This is a genomic window from Lacinutrix sp. MEBiC02404 (assembly GCF_053601575.1).
The window spans coordinates 96,411-115,844 of the sequence record NZ_JBSHNV010000153.1 but is presented as its reverse complement, the minus strand read 5'-3'; the positions used below and the strand labels follow the sequence as shown (position 1 = coordinate 115,844).

Here is a 19,434-nt window from a genome sequence, read left to right as displayed (position 1 = left end):
AACACTGAACACTGAACACTGAACACTGAACACTGCTAACTGTCTACTTTTTTTAGTCCTAAACGTTCTCCTTCTTTTAGCATTAGTTGAAATGCGGCATCAAATTCATTAGGAATTACGCCTTCTAAAATAGCTTCTTTTATCGCTTCTTTAATTATCCCGATTTCTTTGGAAGGCTTTAAGTTGAAGGTTTTCATTATTTCTTCTCCAGAAATTGGAGGTTGAAAATTACGTACGCTATCTCTTTCTTCTACTTCTACAATTTTTTCACGAACGATCTTAAAGTTATTATGATATCTCTTAAATTTATTCGGATTCTTAGTGGTAATGTCTGCTTCGCAAAGTGTCATTAAATCATCGACATAATCTCCAGCATCAAAAACCAATCTACGTACTGCCGAATCGGTAACATCTTGTGCTAAAACGATTGGTCTAGAACTCATGAAAACCATTTTTTGGACAAACTTCATTTTGTCATTTAATGGCATTTTAAGTCTTTTAAATAAACGATAGACCATTTTTGAGCCTTCAAATTCATGGGAATGAAAAGTCCATCCAACTTTTTTACTAAATCTTTTTGTTGGTGCTTTACCAATATCATGTAATAATGCAGCCCAACGTAACCAAACGTCTTCTGTGTTTGGTGCTATATTATCTACAACTTCTAAGGTGTGGTAAAAATTATCTTTATGTTTTTGACCTTCTACTTCGTCAATTCCTTTTAACGCCGTTAGTTCTGGTAATATATGCTTTAATAATCCGGTTTCTTCTAGTAATAAGAAACCAATAGATGGTTTGTCTGCTTCTAGAATTTTATTTAATTCTACAACAATACGTTCTTTGGTAATAATATTAATGCGTTCATTGTTTCTCGAAATGGAATCTAGCGATTCTTTTTCAATGATAAAATCTAGTTGTGTCGCAAAACGAATGGCGCGCATCATTCTTAACGGGTCATCGCTATAGGTAATATCTGGATTTAATGGTGTTTTAATGATTTTAGCCTCTAAATCTGGAACGCCTTGAAACGGATCTAAAAGGTCGCCAAAGTTATCTTCCGATAAATCTAAAGCAAGTGCATTAATTGTGAAATCGCGTCGGTTTTGGTCGTCTTGCAAGGTGCCATCTTCGACAATAGGGTTTCGACTGTCTTCGTTATAGGATTCTTTTCTAGCGCCAACAAACTCGATTTCAATATCTTCGTAGCGAAGCATTGCAGTTCCGTAGGTTTTAAATACTTGTACCTTTGGTTTGTTGGGTAAATTTTTTGCTACTTGTTTTGCTAGCGCAATTCCGCTACCAATAGCAACAATATCTATATCTTTTGCTGTTCCACGATTTAAAATGAAATCACGAACAAAACCACCAATGACATAGCTTTCTAAACCTAGTTCTTTAGCAGATTGCGAAATTATTTTGAAAATTTTATTTTGTAATGCTTGTTTGTAATTCATAAACTAAATTCCAGTAATCAAGTGTTAATGCTAAGGATATATTTTTTAGAATGTAGTACTTGAAACTTGTGTTTTTACTTACGTATAACCTTAACAATACCGCTATTACTTAATTTAATAATAGCCGATGGTTTTACGTTTTTTTTATCGTGGTGCAAATTTACAACATAGTCCACACCTTTTAAAATGTCTTGGTGTATTTCTTTAAAGGATTTAGGAGTAGGTTGCCCACTTATATTTGCTGAGGTAGAAACAATTGCGCCATTCAGTTTTCTGCATATTTGAAAGCAAAACTCATCATCTGGAATACGAATAGCAATGGTTTTATCTTCTGCAATTAAATTTTCTGCTAGATTTTGTGCGTCATCATAAATGATGGTAATAGGATCATCGCTAATATCAAAAATACTTTGTGCAGCATCGGGTATTTTTTTTACATACTTATTTAGCATTCTATCATCTGCAACTAAGCAAATCATGGCTTTGGTTTCTATGCGTTTTTTAAGCTTGTAAATTTTAGCCACAGCTTCTGCATTGGTGGCGTCACAGCCAATTCCCCAAACGGTATCTGTTGGGTAGAGTATGATTCCTCCTTGTTTTAAAATTTTTGTCGCGTTTGCTATTTCTGTATTCATTTATTTAAAAAGAATTATGCTGCAAAGATATTCAATAAGATATTAATATATTTGCTTACATCTATTTATGTGAATCCATAGTAAAATGAAAACTAAAGCCTTTTAAAAATAGTATGAATTTTATAAAACGAAAGTATTATCAATTATCAATAAAGTATTTTAAAGTTTTTGGTACAGATTTTCAGTATGTAAAAACATATTACAAATTAAAAAATAATAGGTCATTAAATATTGAAAACCCTACGGAATTTGTTGAAAAACTGCAATGGTTAAAGTTTTTTAAATATACGGAAGCATATAAAAATTATGTAGATAAATACGAGATTAGGGCGTATGTAAAAGATAAAATTGGAGATGCATATTTAAATGAATTTATTGCTATTTATGATCATGTAGATGAAATAAAGTTAGATGATTTACCTAATCAATTTGCATTAAAAGGAACACACGGTTCTGGGTATAACGTAATTGTTAAAGATAAAAGTAGTTTAGATTGGGGAGATGCAAAAACAAAATTAAATAAGTTTATGTCTCTAAACTATTATGAGAGATATAAAGAACGAATTTATAAGGATGTACAGCCTAGAATTTTAGCCGAGAAGTATTTAGACCAATTAGATAATGATCATATTATAGATTATAAATTTTATTGTATTCATGGGGAACCAGCTTGTATTTGGGTAAAAACCTTTGACGATGGAAAATATAGAAATTGCTATTTTGATTTAAACTGGAATAGATTGTCTCCAGACACAAATAAAAAGGATTATTTATCTAAAGATATTTCTAAACCAGATAATTTGGAAGAATTAATAACGGTTGCCAAAAAATTAGCGGGCGATTTCATTTTTGTTCGGGTAGATTTATATTCTATAGAAAACAAAATTTATTTCGGAGAGCTTACATTTTTTCCTTGGGCAGCAAATAAAAGACTTACCGTCGAAAGACTCAACTTCGAGCTTGGTGATTTAATAAAATTACCAATTTAATTTTTAAGAATTTATAACTTCATTTAACTTGTCATACATTTTTTTAGCAATAACATCTTTGGTGAAGTTATCTAATAAAAACTGATGACCATTGGTTGTGAATTTATTTTGAAGTTCTTTATCCTTCAGTAATAATTCTACTTTATCCGCAAAATCGACAGGATTACCAACTTCTGCTAAAAATCCAGTTTCATTATCTACAATAACTTCTGGAATACCTCCTGCATTTGCAGCAACAATAGGAACTCGGCAAGCATAAGATTCTAATAAAACGCCACCAGTTGGTTCGTTATTAGAAGTAAACATAAACAAATCGAATTCTGGTAATACCTGTGGGATATCCTTCCTAAATCCGGAAAATATAATGTGATCATTCAGGTTTTTATCAGTTACGTATTGTTTTATTTCAGCTTCTAACTTTCCTTCTCCAATTAAAATGTATTTCGCTTTTATATTATTTCGTTTCACTAAAATTTCAACTGCATCTACCCAAGTATAGTGATCTTTAAAGCCAGCAAAAGCAGCAATGTTTCCAATTATTTTATAGTCCGAAGGAATGTTATATTCTTTATGTAATAAGCCGTTTTTTTCTTGTTTCGTAAATTTGTGTACATCTGTAACACTGCCAACTACGCACATTTTACTCGTGTCTTTTACAGCAAATTTTAATACGTCTACCACAGGTTGCGATACACAAATTATTTTTTTAATGCCTTTGTAATTGTACTTCCATTTTCTAAGCATGTTAGAATCTACACGTCTTATTAAAGTTCTGCATAATACTAAAGGAGCAGGAAGTTTATAAAATAAATGAGATAAAACAGCCAAGGTATGTGCTTTACTATTATGAATAAAAACAACATCGATTTTTTTCTCTTTTACAATTTGTGCTAGTTGTTTTGCAAAACCTAAATCATATTCCGATTTGTAATCAAAACCAATAACTTGCATGTTTTTTTCTTTAGCAACCTCGTGAATAGGCGTGTTGTTGGCACAAACTATATATTGATCTTCTACATAATTCTTTTCTTTAAAGGCTTCGTATAAATAAATAATTTTTTGTTCATGACCTCTCCAAACGCCAGATGCAGTAATCTGTAATAATCTCATAGTTATATTCAATAGTGTCGGCTACAAAGTAATTAAAAACATTTAATAACAGCTTTGTTTTTTTAGATTAATAACCCGTAAAATTTGTAATATTGCAAGATGCAAACGGTATATCAAGACATCTATAAAAAGCACCAAGAAAAATTAGACCATTTCATTAGTCATTTTAATGATTTAGGAACACAATTTGGTAAAGCGGATAGAAATGTTATTAAATTATTTGAACTAGAAGGAGAAACGATAAATATTAAATCGTTTAAAGTACCAAATATATTTAATCAAATAGCTTATAAGTTTTTCAGAAAAAGTAAAGCACAGCGTTCTTTTGAGTATGCTTCTAAGATAAAAGAATTAGGAATTGGAACACCGCAGCCAATTGCTTATTATGAGTTTGCAACGCCGTTTCTATTTAAAAAGAGCTTTTATATTAGTGCTCATTTAGATTGTGATTTAACGTACAGAGAGCTTACAAGAGATTTAGATTATCCTGATCACGAATCGATACTAAGAGCGTTTACAAGGTTTACCTATACATTACATCAGAATAATATTAACTTTTTAGATCATTCTCCAGGAAATACGTTAATTAAAAAAGTAGATGGCGAGTACCAATTCTATTTGGTAGATTTAAATAGGATGGAATTTAAGCCCATGTCCTTTGAAGCAAGAATAAAGAATTTCTCTAGACTTACCGTGCATCAATCTATTGTAGAAACGATGAGTGATGAATATGCTAAAATTTCAGGAGAAGACTATGCTAAAGTGTTTCGCTTAATGTGGAAGGAAACAGAAGCTTTTCAAGAGAAGTTTAAACGAAAAAAACGTTTGAAAAAGAAATTGAAATTTTGGAAAAAGTAATCTTTAAGATCCAAAACTCGAAAGATTATTCTCTTCCTCTTCGTAATAGCCAAAGTTTTAAATAGCGCATAAAAACAACATAGGCTTGTATGGTACCAATAGTAAAACCAACAAGGCCATCTAAAAAACCTCTTTGCATTATATAGTGTTTAAAAAAGCCGTAAAAAGGTTTAATCACAAAATGATAAGGCGTTAGTTTTCCTGTTTTTTTATCGTAATCTTTTGCTTGCCACCATGCATAACGATTCATCTTTTCTAAATACTTGTCAAAAGTAATATAGGTATTATGGTAAAATTTATTTTCTAATTTACCAATAGTACCATCTACTTTAATCTCGGCATGTACGTGTTTATCTTCATAAGTGCAAAAATCTCGTTTAAAAAGACGAATAACTTTGTCATTTCTCCAACCGCTATAATGCACGCGTTCTCCCATAAAATGGTTCATTCTACCAATCCAATACGCAGTATGTTCTATTTTTGATTCTTTTAATTTAGTCTGAATTTCTTCTCTTAATTCTGGAGTAACACGTTCATCTGCATCTACTAATAAAATCCATTCGTGTTTTGCTTGGGGAATGGCCCAATTTTTTTGCGAAGCAGAATATTCATACTCCCGTCGAATTACTTTAGTTGCTAATTCTTGTGCTTTTTCAAAAGTGCCATCCGTACTAAAGCTATCTACAACTAGTATTTCGTCAGCAAAACTTACGGAAGCAATAACCGCTTCTATATTATGAATTTCATTTCCTGTAGGAATAATTGCAGTTAGTTTATTCATTCGTTTTAAGTAAAGTGTATGCTTTATTATAGCTTTTAAAAGTAAAGTAGTTTAATCGTTTTCGCATTTTATACTTTCGTACCAAATTTAAGGGTTTTTGTTTTAAATAGCTTTTATCTTTATGCAAAAATGAAAGAGAAGCATCTATAATACGCTGGCTAGATTCTCCGTCAAAATAAGGATGTAAATCTTGAAGAAAATGCGCTATATTTTTAATTAAATCTTCAGGATACAACAAAGCTTCTTGAAATGTTTTTTCTAAATCGCCAGCTTCATGCACATGTAACAAGTAGTCATGGTTAAAAGTATGATTGAAGGTAACGACTGGCTTTTTTTGAAGTAAAAACTCCTGAATTGCAGAAGTGGTATCGGCAAACATAATAGCCGCTTGTTTATATAAAGGAATTAAATCTGTGGTATTATAAAATTTAAAATTGGCATTATTTATAGATTTCCATTTATTAATAATAGCTTTTGGAAGTTTAGGGTGTAAAACCATAATAAAATTAAAAGTTCCAGCAGTAGATAGTCTTTTAATCTCTTGGTATACCGCGTCATTATACGCTAGACTTAAGCTTTCGGTAAACGTGGAAGCAATCATAATTGTGTTATTGCTTTCTCTTTTTTCTATAGGAAATAAAGGATCTACTTTACTCCATCCCGTTTCTACAACTTCAAAATAGGGATGTTTTTTTTGCTGTGCTTTAAAACCAGTTGTTGTAGATGGGCCTTGTGTACAATATAAATCGAAAAAGCCACGAAGTCTAAAATGACTAAAAGTGTTTTTCTTTGAAGGTCTTTTTTGCGCATTAAAACCATGAAATATCTGCACTTTCAAACCTGTAATAAAATCAGCAACACTGTCTGTCGCTGTTAATACAATGTCTGGTTTGTAATCAATAACCTCTTGTGTTGTTTGTAAAGCATTCTCTTTTTCTTGGATAGCTTTTTTACCATCGGCAATATCTGCAAACCATTTTACGGTGTAACCTCGTTTGATAATTTCAGTTTCTAAAGGCGTACCAATTGGCAGCGCATAACTGTACGAGATATAAATTAAAAATTTATAATTCATGATTATAAGTTACTTAAAAATTTTTTAAGAGCTGGTTTGATAAATTCTGGTTTAAGCTTTAAATAATACGCTTCCGGATTTTTTTTAGCTTCTATTTTATCCGTTTCATTATAAGGTATATAATCCGATAGATGTATAGCAATATTGTTTCCCGGTTCGTTTTCGCTAAACCAATTCGCTTTGTTTAAATAAGGTGCAAAAAGGGTAAAGGTGGGAATGTTTAATGCTTTTGCCATATTATTTGCGCCTCCTTCATTTCCTATTAAAGCATCACATTGTTGTGTGATTGCCAAAAATTCTCTTAAACTTTTTCCAAAGACATTAAAATAAATATGGTTTTGTGTTTGCGCTAAACAATAGTCATAAATTTCTCTAGCTTCTTCTTCCTGTTTTGGTATATAATTAAACAGTATTTGTGCATCCTTTTTGTATTCTACCAAGCTATCTAATAAGGAAGCCATGTATTTTGCGGGGTAGGTTTTAATAGCGCTACTACCTAAAACGCTAATCATAAATAAAGGTTTGCTACTTTGTATTTTAGATGTTTCTAAATACTTTTTAGCGGTAGTGATTTCTTTAAGTTTTAAATAAATTTTAGGAACTCTATTTTTAAAAGGAATATCTAAAGGCTCTAAAAGTCTTAATCGGTTTTCAATGGCCAAACTTGCATTGTTTTCTGGGTTTTTGATTCGCTGAATTGGATGCGTAAAAACAAAAGCGGTGTGTTTTTTATAATATGCAATTTTTAGTTTAGCGGAAGTGAATCTACTAATAAGTGTACTTCCTAACTGCCCATAAACATCAATAACAACATCGTATTTTTTCTTTTTTAGTGTTTTTAGGAAACGGTAAAAGAGGATCTTATTCTTTTCAATCTCAGGAGTAATAAAAAGAAAATTATCTATAAACGGATTATTTTCCACCACAGGAAATGTGTGTGAATTAATAACATAATCTAGTTGGGCTTCTGGATATTTTGCACGCAATGCTTCAAACAGAATACTACTCGTAAGCACATCTCCAATCATTTTCTGTTGAACAACTAGTATCTTCAAACTCTAAGAATTATTTTATTATTAATTAAGGATAAGTATTCAGTCACGGAATTCAGTTTGCAGTATTCACATTAGAGTGAACAACTGTATACTGCGACTGTACACTGCTAACTATTACACTGCTACATCATATTCACGTAAGGCATCATTTAAAGATGTTTTTTTATTGGTACTTTCTTTTCGTTTTCCAATAATTAAAGCACAAGGTACTTGAAATTCGCCAGCCTTAAATTTTTTGGTATAACTACCCGGAATTACAACAGAACGAGCAGGAACAACTCCTTTCGTTTCTACCGGTTCGTCTCCGGTAACATCTATAATTTTGGTACTCATAGTTAATACTACATTTGCACCTAAAACAGCTTCTTTTTCTACACGAACACCTTCTACCACAATACAACGAGAGCCAATAAAAGCACCATCTTCAATAATAACTGGAGCAGCTTGTAAAGGTTCTAAAACACCACCAATACCAACACCTCCAGAAAGATGTACATTCTTACCAATTTGTGCACAACTACCAACGGTTGCCCAGGTGTCTACCATAGTACCTTCATCTACAAAAGCACCAATATTTACATAACTTGGCATTAAAATAGTTCCTGGAGCAATGTATGCACCATGTCTTGCAACGGCATGCGGTACCACACGAATTCCCTTTTCTGCATATCCCGTTTTTAACGGAATTTTATCGTGGTATTCAAAAATTCCAACTTCAAAAGTTTCCATTTTCTGAATAGGAAAATATAACACTACGGCCTTTTTCACCCATTCATTTACTTGCCATCCTGTAGCTGTAGGTTCTGCAACGCGAAGTTTTCCTAAGTCTAATAAGTTTACAACCTCTCTAATTGCAGATATGGTTTGTGGTTCTTTTAATAATTCTCTATCGTTCCAAGCAGATTCTATTAGCTGTTGTAATTCTTTCATTGCAAATTATATTTTCATTTCCGTTAAAGCGGAAACCTCTTCTGTTTAACATTTTACTTTTGCAAAGATAAATCTATAATTGATATAAGTAAATGGTTGCTATAAAAATATGGTATAGGTATTGAAGCTTAAAAATTAAGTTTAAATTTGCAGCACTATGAAAAGAATATTAGCATTAGATTTTGGTACGAAAAGAACAGGAATTGCGGTAACCGATGAGTTGCAGATTATTGCTTCCGGATTAACTACAGTGCATACTAAAGAATTGCTTCCTTTTTTAAAGGACTATTTTTCTTCAGAACAAGTGGAGCTTGTTGTTATTGGGGAACCAAAACAATTAAATAACGAGGTTTCAGAGAGTGAAGCTGCTATTCAAGCTTTTATTAAAAAGTTTACCATTGCCTTTCCAAAAATGCCAATGCAGCGTGTAGACGAACGGTTTACTTCAAAAATGGCATTTCAAACCATGATAGATTCTGGCTTAAATAAAAAGCAAAGAAGAAATAAAGCTTTGGTCGATGAGATTAGTGCGACCATTATTTTACAGAGTTATTTATATTCAAAGTAAGGTTTTTCATAGATTTCTACAAGTTTTTATGCATTTCATCGAATAAATATGCATTTTACCTACGTTTAACGATTTTTTTATTACGTTCGTCTAATAAAAGTTGGATTGTTAATTCCACAATATATATTTGTCCAACCCAAATTATTAAACTTATGAAAAATTACTACTTAACAATGCTAGTATTAGCATTATTCTCTTTTACTCAAATTCAAGCACAATTTTGTCCACCAACTGGATACGCAACAGATTCCAGCCTTTATTTTATTTATGATGCAGGAACATCAGCCTGTGTAGATAGACCTACAACTGTAACGGTAGAATCAAGTACTTTTACGCAAACATCTTGTCAAGATCAATTATCTGTTTATGCATTAACTTCAGGTCCTGCATTAGCAGATCCAGACAATATAGCTGTAGATTTCGGATTTTCTGTTTGTGAATATTCAGGAGGGACTTTATCTGCTGAAGAATTTGAAATGATCTTTAAAACGTTACTAAAAGTATATCCTAATCCGGTTAAAAGTGGTGATAACTTAAATATAGAATTAGGTGTTAACACTTCTGTGAAAGTAGAAATATATAATGTTACAGGAAAAAGAATGTTAAGTACTGGTAAGTCTGATTTAAGCAGCGTAAGCGTAGATGTTTCTAATTTAGAAAATGGTATTTACATTGCTCAAATTATTACAGATATGGCAACAGTTACTAGAAAAGTAATTATAATGAATTAAAACATAAACAACTATTATATAAAGAACTCCTTAAATTTTAAGGAGTTTTTTTTGCTTTCTTGCTAACTAATTAAGGAAGTATTGTATTTTTGCCAAAAATCACTTAACATACCTCATGATATTACCTATTGTAGCTTATGGAGATCCTGTTTTAAAAAAAGTAGGAAAAGACATTACTAAAGATTATCCGAAACTAGACGAATTAATTGCTAATATGTACGAAACTATGTATGGTGCTTTTGGTCTTGGTTTAGCAGCTCCGCAAATTGGACTGCCTATTCGCTTGTTTCTTGTAGATGCAGAACCATTTGCAGAAGATGAATCTTATACTAAAGAAGAACAAGAAGTTTTTAAAGGATTTAAAAAGGCTTTTATAAATCCAAGAATTCTTGAAGAAAAAGGGGACGAATGGGCTTTTAATGAAGGTTGTTTGAGCATCCCAGATGTAAGAGAAGATGTTTTTAGAAAACCAGAGATTACTATTGAATATTTTGATGAAAACTTTGAAAAGCACACCGAAACATATGATGGTTTAATAGCGCGTGTTATACAACATGAGTATGACCATATTGAGGGTGTTTTGTTTACAGACAAGTTATCTTCTTTAAAAAAGCGTTTAATTAAAGGAAAACTAGCAAATATATCTAAAGGAAAAATAGGCATAGATTATAAAATGCGATTTCCTAACCAAAAAAAGAAACGATAAAATTTGTTTTGCAATTGCAAACACTTGATATTTGCCATCGTTAAAAAAATAAGTATATGAGTTTAGATAAAGTATTATCCATTTCAGGGAAGCCAGGATTATATAAATTAGTAGCACAAACACGTGGTGGTTTTATAGCAGAATCTTTATTAGACAAAAAAAAGATTTCTGTAAACATGCAACATAATGTTAGCATTTTAAGTGAAATAGCTATTTACACATTACAAGAAGAATTACCTTTAAGAGAAGTTTTAAATAGAATAAAAACGAAAGAAAACGGTAAGCAAACTTCTGTAAGTCATAAAGAAAGTAAAGACAAATTAGAAGAATACTTTTTCGAAGTGTTACCAGATTATGATGAAGATAGAGTATATGCTAGTGATATTAAAAAAATCATTCAATGGTATAATTTATTAGAAAAGCATAATATGTTAGACTTTGATAAAGTGGAAAAATCTTCCGACGAAGAAGAATAACATTTTTCAACTATAATATTTTAAAAATCCAACTCCAGCAGTTGGATTTTTTGTTTGTAAATTTACCAAAATAAGAAATATGAATTCTAGAGAAAATCAACTAAAAGCCTTTGATAGATTGTTAACTATTATGGACGAATTGCGTGAACAATGTCCGTGGGATAAGAAACAAACCATGGAAACGCTACGTCATTTAACCATAGAAGAAACGTATGAGCTTGGAGATGCGATTTTAGATAAAGACTTAGAAGAAGTAAAAAAAGAGCTAGGTGATGTATTACTGCATATTGTTTTTTATGCGAAAATTGGTAGTGAAACTAACGACTTTGATATAGCCGATGTTTGTAATAGTATTTGCGATAAGTTGGTACATAGACATCCGCATATTTATAGCGATGTTGTGGTAGAAAATGAAGAAGATGTAAAACGTAATTGGGAAAACTTAAAACTTAAAGAAGGGAAAAGTAGCGTTCTAGAAGGTGTTCCAAAAAGTTTACCTGCTTTAGTGAAAGCCAATAGGATTCAAGATAAAGTTGCTGGTGTTGGTTTTGATTGGGAAGAACCAGAACAAGTCTGGGCAAAAGTGGAAGAGGAACTTAAAGAATTTCAAGACGAAGTAAAAGCAGAAGACCAAGAAGCTATGGAAAGCGAATTTGGGGATGTTTTGTTTTCTATGTTAAACTATGCTAGATTTTTAAATATCAATCCAGAGAACGCATTAGAACGTACCAATAAAAAGTTTATTAAACGTTTTCAATATTTGGAAGAGAAAGCAAAGTCTTTAAATAAAGATTTAAAAGATATGACCCTTGGGGAAATGGATGTTTTCTGGGAAGAAGCGAAAAAAATGTAAATTTTTTAAATTCTCGTAATCCAAAATTAATGTTTCGCCGTATATATTATTAAATGGCACTACTTTCATGAGTAGATTAATAGCAGAATCAAATTCTTTTAAAGTGTCAGCTTAATATTTTTAGTTATTTTTTTATTTCAAAAATAACTGTTTAGTTAGTTTAGTTAGGGACTAATCCTATTTGAATTTTTAAATTCAAATAGGATTTAGTCTTTTTATAAACTAAGTCTTGTAGTTCTTATTAGACAAGTTCAAGTTAATTATCTCTTTTTCAATAAAATTTATTTGTTTATAGGTTGTTCCACTATCGTAAGGGAAAACATATGAGCGTGGAGTCGATTCTATTGTGATGCATTCTTTTTTCAGGGTTAGCATATAATTTTCTCCGTAAGAATTCAAACTCCATTTTGATCTAAATTTAATAGTATTCCTTTCTGAATTTATAATTTTAAATTTATTCCGTTTTAAAAGTGGAATAATTTTTTCTTGTATACTAAATTCTAAACCTTCTGCATTAAAAGTGATTTCTCTTTTTTGTTTTTTCTTAACTTGATTTAATGAGAAATTTTTACTGTTTTTAAGAAAGGGATAAAAAATTCCTAAACCAGAAATAAAGCTGATAGCTATTATCTTCCATAGCGGAGTATTGTCTTTGAAAAATATATTCATTAAAAACTCCGTCAAGAAGAAGAAGAGTATCCAAGCTGCTCCAAAAAGAATAATACTTTTGTATTCTTTAATTTTCATTTTTTTTCTTCTTATAAGGCATGTGGAAAAATATAAAACTCCAATAATGGATGGATTATTGGAGTTTTATAATTATCAAAATTAAGTTAAGTGATTTCAAATATCAAAAATATTATTACTAAAAACCCCATTGCTATAATGTCGTTTTTTATAATTTATGACAACCAACTAATAAAGCTCCTTTATTTTACTCAGCTTTGTTTTCCAAAGCGCTAAAGTATCTTTATGTTTTTTAATGTTATTGTGCACTTCTTTTACTAAAGGATTATCCTCTTTTACGTGTTTAAAGAAAAGTAAATTGTTTTCTAATTGGTTGATTTCACCTTTTACTTCATCAATTTTCTTTCTTATGTATGTACGTTCGTTATCTAAGAATCTACTGTCTTTAGCATTGCTTAAGTTTTCTAATTTGTTTTCAAACTTAATCATTTCAGCCTCCTCTTTTTCCATTTTAAGACCATCAAATAAAGCATCTAAAGTTTTGCTAAATTTCCCTTCTATATAACGTTTATTTTGTGGTACAGTACCTAAAGCTTTCCATTGTGCAATATGGTCTTTAATTAGCTTTAAATCTTTTTCATTATCACCACTCATTTCAAGCGTTTTCATGGTGTCTAACAATTCTTTCTTTTTGTTGTAAACCTCAAATTCTTCTTTGTTTTCAGCATCTTGTATGGCATGAAACTTACCAAAATAATGGTTACAAGCACTTTTAAACTGTTTCCAAATTTTGTCGCTATCTCTTCTTGGTACATGACCAATATTCTTCCACTCATTTTGAATTTTCTTCATTAGTGGCGTAGTAGTTTCAAAATCTTCACTATCCTTATTTTCTTCAGCAATTTTAATTAAAGCTAATTTTTTATCCAGATTGGTGTGTTGTTCTTTCTTTAAGTCTTTATAAAAAGAATTTTTATTTCGGTTAAAATCTCTAACGACATCTTTAAATTTAGACCACGTAGCTTCGTTTACTTTCACTGGAACTTTACCTGCACTAAAAAACTCTTTGCGTAAAACTTCAATTTCTTTTATCTTGCTTTGCCAAGCACTATGTGATTTTACTGGTTGCTTAGAAATGGCTTCTATTTTTGAAATTATAGCATGTTTGGTTTCTAAATTTAATTCGTAAATCTTATCTAAGTCTTTAAAATAATCTTGACGTTTGTCGTGAATAATTTTGGTGGCAGCTTTAAATCTATTCCAAATTTCATCTCTGTTTTCTTTAGCAACAGGACCAAGGTCTTCTTTCCAAAGTTTGTGTAAAACTTGTAGTTCTCTAAAAGAACGATTTAAATTATCGTCTTGTGCAAGCTCTTCGGCTCTTTCAATTATTTTTTGCTTTTGATCTAGATTGTATTTAAAATCTAAGTCACGCAAATCTCTATTTAAATGTAGAAAGTCATAGAATATTTCAACGTGATGGTGGTATGTGTTCCAAGCATTATTGTATTTATCTCTTGGTATTGCTCCGGCATTTCTCCATTGTTCTTGTAGATCTTTAAAATGCTTGTACGTTGTATTAATGTTTTCTTCTACATTAATTAGACCCTTTATTTCTTCAATAATACGTAAACGTTCTGCTAGATTATCTTTATGGCTTTTTTCTATACTTTTGTAGTGCGCATTTAATTTATCACGGTAAACAAAATAAGTTTCTTTAAATTGTTTGTGTAACGGACTTGAATAATGAAAATCTATTTCGTTACCACCTTCGTTAATAAACTCTTCTTTTTTCTCTTCTAAAAGCGTATTGAATTTTGCTTTAAATTCGGCTCTTATTTCTTCTACATGACTTTTAATGGCTTGTGTTTTTTCATTAGCCACCAATTTTTCCAGCTCAGCAACTAAGTCTTCCAACTCCATTGCGTGATAGTCTTTTACTTCTATTTCATGCCTTTCTTTTGTATCTTCGTCTTCAGCATCTTCCGCATTAACAGCTTCAATTTCATTTAGAACTTCATCTTGATTTTCTAGGTCGCCCTGAATTTCTGATTGTTCCGTTACTTGGTTTTCTTCTGTTGTTTTAGAATTTTCTGTTGACTGATTTTCTAATTTTCCGTCTGCTTGCAGCAGGTTATCTTTCTCTGACATTATAAAAATGATTGGTTCGTAAAAGTACTATAGGGTTAAAGATACTAAACAAGGCTTGTATTTTCAAAAAAGTAACTAGTATTAACTAAATGAATTTTAAGGTTTGCTAGTATTTATTGCTTGTTCCATATTTTCCATGACTTTTCTGCTTGCAATTGTAGCATGTTGTAGCCATTAATTATAGTAGCATTTTTTTGCTTCCCATAATTTAAAAAGGTGGATTCTTCTGGGTTATAAATAAGATCAAAAAGCAAATGTTTATCTGTAATGGCTGCATATGGAATATTCGGACAAGCTTTTATGTCTGGATATGTACCTAATGGTGTGCAGTTTACAATTATGGTGTTGTTTTTTATGATTTCTTCTGTAAGTTGTTGGTATGAAATCTGATTTTCTTTTGTTGCACTTCTAGAAACATAGGTGTATTTAATTTTAAGCTTTTTTAATGCATAGGCAATGGCTTTACTTGCGCCACCTGTTCCTAAAATTAATGCAGACGTATGCCGTGGTTTTAAATGTGGTAGTATAGAATTTTTAAATCCGTAGTAATCGGTGTTATATCCTTTTAGTTTTCCTTTTTTAGTAAATTTTATGGTATTTATTGCTCCTATCTTTTTTGCGTTTTTATCTAAGGTATCCACAAACGGAATAATTACTTCTTTGTAAGGTATGGTAATATTAAAGCCTTTTATATGGCTGTCTTCTAAAAGTTTTGGAAAATCAGTGATACTTTCTAAATCGAAATTTTGATACGAAGCATCTGTAATTTCTTCCGCTTTAAACTTTGCTGCAAAATAGGATTGCGAGAATGAATAATCTATGTTTTTTCCTATTAATCCGAATTTACGCATTTGTTTTTTTTGTTTTTCTCCCGTAAAATTCTAAAGCCAAAACTACCGCAATACCAATAATAGTATATAGAATAGCAAGGTACGTTTCTGGGGTGAGTTCTGGTATAAAGCGTTTGTAGTTTTCTATAATCTTTCTTCCAGCAGAGTCTATTAAAAAACCACCATCTTCATTTAGTTTATAGACGGTTTTTTTAAAAGGCCAAACCACACCTAAAGATCCCACTATAAAACCAATTATAGACGCTGTTGTAATGCTTTTGTAATTTTTTAAAATATAGCTTAGTACGTGAGAAAAGGTTACCAACCCCGCAAAAGAACCAAGTGTAAATACTATAAGTACTTTAATCATTCTTAAGCGTTCAATATTTTTTATAAACGAAAAATCGCCTTTAATCATATCTGCAAAACTGTCATACAATGCATTTACAGAATCGACTAGAAGTAACACATAATTACCTAAAAGAATTAAAATAAAAGATCCGGAAAAACCTGGAAGTGTCATGCCTGAAACACTAATGATACCACAAAAGAATACAAACCATAGGTTATCATTTTCTTTGGCAGGATCTAAAAAACTAATGCTTACACCAATTACAATACCTATAAAGAGAGAAAGGTAGGTTTTTAAATTCCAGTCTTTAAAATCTTTACTAATGTAATAGATGGAACCTATAATCATTCCGAAGAAAACACTCCAAACATAAAGCTCAAAATGTATTATTAAATAATCTAATATTTTTGAAACACTAAAATAGCTGATAATTATTCCGAAGAATAGCAAGCCTAAAAACCGTCCATTAATGTATGTAAAGAAACTTTTAAATCTTCCGTTAATTAAAAGCTTAAAAGCTTTACCATTTATTTTTTGAAGCGAATAGATAAACTCTTCATAGAAACCAGCAACAAAGGCAACTACACCGCCAGAAACACCAGGAACTTTATTAGCAGCTCCCATTCCTAATCCTTTTAAGACTAGGAACATTTTGTCTGTAAATGTTCTGGTTCTTTCCATTTATTTTACTTTGTTTCCTATTTTTTCTAGAATAAAAATGGTTAGAAATCCTACGGTCATTAATGCCATTGCGGTTAATAGCTGTGCATCCATTTGATTTAATTCGGAATAATGCGAAGGTAAAATGCTTTTTTCTGTAATGGTTTTATAGCTTTCAAAATTCTGAATTGTTTTTTGGTAAACGGAAAGTGTACCTAAATCACTAACACTAGAAAAAGGTACAACTTCTTTTGTGGTATCGATCATCACAGAAATAGTCTTTTTCCATGGCCAAATCTTATTTAGAGATCCAAAAATAAAACCAGTAAGCACTGCTAATGTTATATTGTGATAATGTTTGAATAACCATTTTAAAACACGTGAAAAGCTTAGCAAGCCAACGATTGCTCCTAAGGCAAAAATGGCTATTTTTTTAAAATCTAAACTATCAATTGCTACACTTAATGTTTTGTAGGCACCAAGAATTACTAAGATAAAAGAGCCTGAAATACCTGGTAAAATCATTGCGCAAATAGCGATAGCACCAGCAAAAAATAAAAAGAAAGGATTATTATTACTTGCCATAGAAGGCAGTGAAGTAATATAAAATGCTAAAGCGGCGCCTACAATTACAGCAATAATGGTTGCTATGTTCCACTTGGTAATTTGCTTCCCAATAAAAAGAATACTTGCTATAATTAGTCCGAAAAAGAAGGACCAAATTAAAATAGGATGCTGCTCGATTAGGTATTTGGCAAGCTTCATAAAAGAGGCAAAACTGATTACCATTCCTAGTAAAAGAGCGAGCAAGAAATTACCATTTACTTTTTCCCAAAAGGCTTTAATTCCTTCGGTTTTTAATGTTTTTAAAGTGGTTAGATTTACATTACTAATCGTATTAATAAGTTCTTCGTAAATACCAGAAATAAAAGCGATTGTTCCTCCAGAAACTCCAGGAACAGCATCTGCTGCTCCCATTGCCATTCCTTTAAAAGATATGATTAAGTAATCTATAAAACGTCTTTGCATACTTTGGTTAAATTGGTAGAAATCAAAGGTAATATTTTTAGCAAGACATTTTGCGTTATTTTATTTTTAGTAACTTTTTAACCATTGGTTTATCAAAAACATTAGGAAAAAGTTCTTCAATAATAAATGCATATTCAGGATTCGTACGAACCGCATTTTTTAAGTGAAAGGTTCCTTTTTCTATTTCATGTTGTAAAAAGTATAAACCACCAAGTCTGTATTCTAATTCTGCATTTTCTGGATGAAATTCTGCAGCTTGTAAAAAGTTATAGATAGCAGCTTCAGATTCGCCAAGTTTTAAAAGAATGTCTCCACGAGCAATCCAAGTATCTACTTCATAATTACCTAATTCTAAAGCTTTTTTATAACCACGTTCTGCTTCTTCTAAAAAGTTTAAACGGTTATTTATTTGCGCATAAAGTTTCCAATAAACAACATTTTCGGTATCGATATTTATCGCTTTATTGATATAATATAAGGCTTTATTGTAGTTTTTCTTTTTGTTATAAAACTTAGTAATAGCAATCCAACCTTTGTCTAATAAAGGGTCTTCATGTACTGTTTTATAGAAATACTGAACAGCTAAATCGTCCTTTCCTAGTTTTTCATAGCATTGTGCAATTCGCAATAAAGCAAACGAAGTAGGGTCATCTAACTGCAAAGACAAGGTGTAGCTTTCAATAGCCTCTTCAGGTCTTTTTAGTTTTTCTAGAACTTTTCCTTTTTCTAAATATGCACCCACAAAAGTATCATCAGAAATGATAGCAAAATCATATGCAGCAAGTGCTTTTGTGTAATCTTTAATCGTATAATATTGCTTTCCTAGCTGATGCCAAGCAACTTCGCAATATGGATTGGTATTTAAATATTCATTTAAATATTCTATTGCTTCGTCATTCTGATCTAAAAAATCAAAACAATAAATCATGTTATATAATGCCGAATAATCTTCAAGATCTTGTTCTAAACATTTCATGAAGTTTTGTTTCGCTTCCTCAAACTTATCTAAAAACAGGTATTCCATACCTATTAAAGAATATAAATCTGTGGTATCATCAGCAAATTCTAATGCGCTAATAAGTACATCTACAGCTTTTGCGTGATTGTCTTGTTTAGAAAAAATATTGGCTTTCTGAATATAGATTTCTTCGTTTTGAGGTTCTAAGTTATGAAGCTCATTTAAGAGCTTATCAGCTTTAGGCAGTTCGTCTTCAAAAATATAAACCTCTACTTTAAATAATTTTAAATTCACAGAAGAAGGATGCTGCTCTAAACCTAATTTAATGGCTTTTTTAGCTAATGCAACCTTTCCTTGATTTAGGTAGTGATGTATAATATTCTCGAACTCCTCTGAATCGAAAAACAACACGTTGTTTGTTTTTAACATCGATTCAAATTTTGTAAGCGGTAAATTGTTGTTGTCGTTATGACTAAACTCCATAGGCAATAGGTATCGTTCTACTATAATAAATGTACTAATCTAAACAGTTAATAAGGGATAAAG

The 19,434-nt window shown here is 31.0% G+C and carries 20 protein-coding genes; 7 read left to right on the top strand and 13 right to left on the bottom strand.

The annotated features are described in order from the left end of the window. Positions 1–35 precede the first annotated feature (35 nt). Both ACVCXO_RS06985 and ACVCXO_RS06980 read right to left on the bottom strand, forming a co-directional pair. On the bottom strand, positions 36–1,454 hold the full coding sequence (locus tag ACVCXO_RS06985) for a CCA tRNA nucleotidyltransferase (protein WP_452228874.1): 1,419 nt from the start codon (positions 1,452–1,454) through the stop codon (positions 36–38). A gap of 74 nt (positions 1,455–1,528) precedes the next feature. After that, a complete protein-coding gene (locus ACVCXO_RS06980; protein WP_452228873.1) occupies positions 1,529–2,089 on the bottom strand; it encodes an L-threonylcarbamoyladenylate synthase in 561 nt (186 codons plus the stop codon). 113 nt (positions 2,090–2,202) lie between these two features. Between ACVCXO_RS06980 and ACVCXO_RS06975 the strand changes: the two genes are divergently transcribed. Beyond that, positions 2,203–3,078: an ATP-grasp fold amidoligase family protein gene (locus ACVCXO_RS06975; RefSeq protein ID WP_452228872.1), complete on the top strand. Its 876-nt coding sequence runs from the start codon at positions 2,203–2,205 to the stop codon at positions 3,076–3,078. A gap of 3 nt (positions 3,079–3,081) precedes the next feature. Here the strand turns inward: ACVCXO_RS06975 and ACVCXO_RS06970 are convergent, their stop codons facing one another. Continuing rightward, positions 3,082–4,188, bottom strand: a complete 1,107-nt coding sequence (locus ACVCXO_RS06970) for a glycosyltransferase family 4 protein (protein ID WP_452228871.1) — start codon at positions 4,186–4,188, stop codon at positions 3,082–3,084. A 99-nt stretch (positions 4,189–4,287) separates the two neighbouring features. Here ACVCXO_RS06970 and ACVCXO_RS06965 point away from each other — a divergent pair, with 99 nt between their 5' ends. Beyond that, a complete protein-coding gene (locus ACVCXO_RS06965) occupies positions 4,288–5,046 on the top strand; it encodes a lipopolysaccharide kinase InaA family protein (RefSeq protein ID WP_452228870.1) in 759 nt (252 codons plus the stop codon). 25 nt (positions 5,047–5,071) lie between these two features. Here the strand turns inward: ACVCXO_RS06965 and ACVCXO_RS06960 are convergent, their stop codons facing one another. From ACVCXO_RS06960 to ACVCXO_RS06945, 4 genes are all read right to left on the bottom strand, one after another. Further along, entirely contained in the window at positions 5,072–5,827 is a 756-nt protein-coding gene (locus ACVCXO_RS06960) for a glycosyltransferase family 2 protein (RefSeq protein ID WP_452228869.1), read from the bottom strand. Further along, a complete protein-coding gene (locus ACVCXO_RS06955; RefSeq protein WP_452228868.1) occupies positions 5,820–6,902 on the bottom strand; it encodes a CDP-glycerol glycerophosphotransferase in 1,083 nt (360 codons plus the stop codon). Before ACVCXO_RS06955 ends, ACVCXO_RS06960 begins: the two co-directional genes overlap by 8 nt. Before the next feature lie 2 nt (positions 6,903–6,904). Next, a complete protein-coding gene (locus ACVCXO_RS06950; RefSeq protein ID WP_452228867.1) occupies positions 6,905–7,957 on the bottom strand; it encodes a glycosyltransferase family 9 protein in 1,053 nt (350 codons plus the stop codon). Between the two features lie 114 nt (positions 7,958–8,071). Continuing rightward, the gene (locus tag ACVCXO_RS06945; protein ID WP_452228866.1) at positions 8,072–8,887 is read right to left on the bottom strand and encodes a 2,3,4,5-tetrahydropyridine-2,6-dicarboxylate N-succinyltransferase; all 816 of its coding nucleotides are present in this window, start codon (positions 8,885–8,887) and stop codon (positions 8,072–8,074) included. A gap of 157 nt (positions 8,888–9,044) precedes the next feature. Between ACVCXO_RS06945 and ruvX the strand changes: the two genes are divergently transcribed. From ruvX to mazG, 5 genes are all read left to right on the top strand, one after another. Continuing rightward, a complete protein-coding gene (gene ruvX / locus ACVCXO_RS06940; protein WP_452228865.1) occupies positions 9,045–9,455 on the top strand; it encodes a Holliday junction resolvase RuvX in 411 nt (136 codons plus the stop codon). A gap of 152 nt (positions 9,456–9,607) precedes the next feature. Further along, positions 9,608–10,186, top strand: coding sequence for a T9SS type A sorting domain-containing protein (locus tag ACVCXO_RS06935; protein WP_452228864.1), 579 nt, complete (start codon positions 9,608–9,610; stop codon positions 10,184–10,186). Positions 10,187–10,301: 115 nt separating this feature from the next. Continuing rightward, entirely contained in the window at positions 10,302–10,892 is a 591-nt protein-coding gene (gene def, locus ACVCXO_RS06930; RefSeq protein ID WP_452228863.1) for a peptide deformylase, read from the top strand. Positions 10,893–10,948: 56 nt separating this feature from the next. Further along, complete coding sequence (locus ACVCXO_RS06925) at positions 10,949–11,368, top strand: DUF5606 family protein (RefSeq protein WP_452228862.1); 420 nt, start codon at positions 10,949–10,951, stop codon at positions 11,366–11,368. A gap of 79 nt (positions 11,369–11,447) precedes the next feature. Beyond that, positions 11,448–12,221: a nucleoside triphosphate pyrophosphohydrolase gene (gene mazG, locus ACVCXO_RS06920; RefSeq protein ID WP_452228861.1), complete on the top strand. Its 774-nt coding sequence runs from the start codon at positions 11,448–11,450 to the stop codon at positions 12,219–12,221. Between the two features lie 222 nt (positions 12,222–12,443). Here the strand turns inward: mazG and ACVCXO_RS06915 are convergent, their stop codons facing one another. From ACVCXO_RS06915 to ACVCXO_RS06890, 6 genes are all read right to left on the bottom strand, one after another. Next, positions 12,444–12,968 carry a hypothetical protein gene (locus ACVCXO_RS06915; protein ID WP_452228860.1) on the bottom strand — a complete coding sequence of 175 codons (525 nt, stop codon included), beginning with the start codon at positions 12,966–12,968 and terminating at the stop codon, positions 12,444–12,446. 168 nt (positions 12,969–13,136) lie between these two features. Beyond that, positions 13,137–15,059, bottom strand: coding sequence for a DUF349 domain-containing protein (locus ACVCXO_RS06910; protein ID WP_452228859.1), 1,923 nt, complete (start codon positions 15,057–15,059; stop codon positions 13,137–13,139). A 113-nt stretch (positions 15,060–15,172) separates the two neighbouring features. Next, positions 15,173–15,910, bottom strand: a complete 738-nt coding sequence (locus ACVCXO_RS06905) for a shikimate dehydrogenase family protein (RefSeq protein WP_452228858.1) — start codon at positions 15,908–15,910, stop codon at positions 15,173–15,175. After that, a complete protein-coding gene (locus ACVCXO_RS06900) occupies positions 15,903–16,922 on the bottom strand; it encodes a DUF368 domain-containing protein (RefSeq protein WP_452228857.1) in 1,020 nt (339 codons plus the stop codon). Before ACVCXO_RS06900 ends, ACVCXO_RS06905 begins: the two co-directional genes overlap by 8 nt. Next, positions 16,923–17,930: a DUF368 domain-containing protein gene (locus tag ACVCXO_RS06895; protein ID WP_452228856.1), complete on the bottom strand. Its 1,008-nt coding sequence runs from the start codon at positions 17,928–17,930 to the stop codon at positions 16,923–16,925. A 55-nt stretch (positions 17,931–17,985) separates the two neighbouring features. Further along, on the bottom strand, positions 17,986–19,371 hold the full coding sequence (locus ACVCXO_RS06890; RefSeq protein WP_452228855.1) for a tetratricopeptide repeat protein: 1,386 nt from the start codon (positions 19,369–19,371) through the stop codon (positions 17,986–17,988). Between the last annotated feature and the right edge of the window lie 63 nt (positions 19,372–19,434).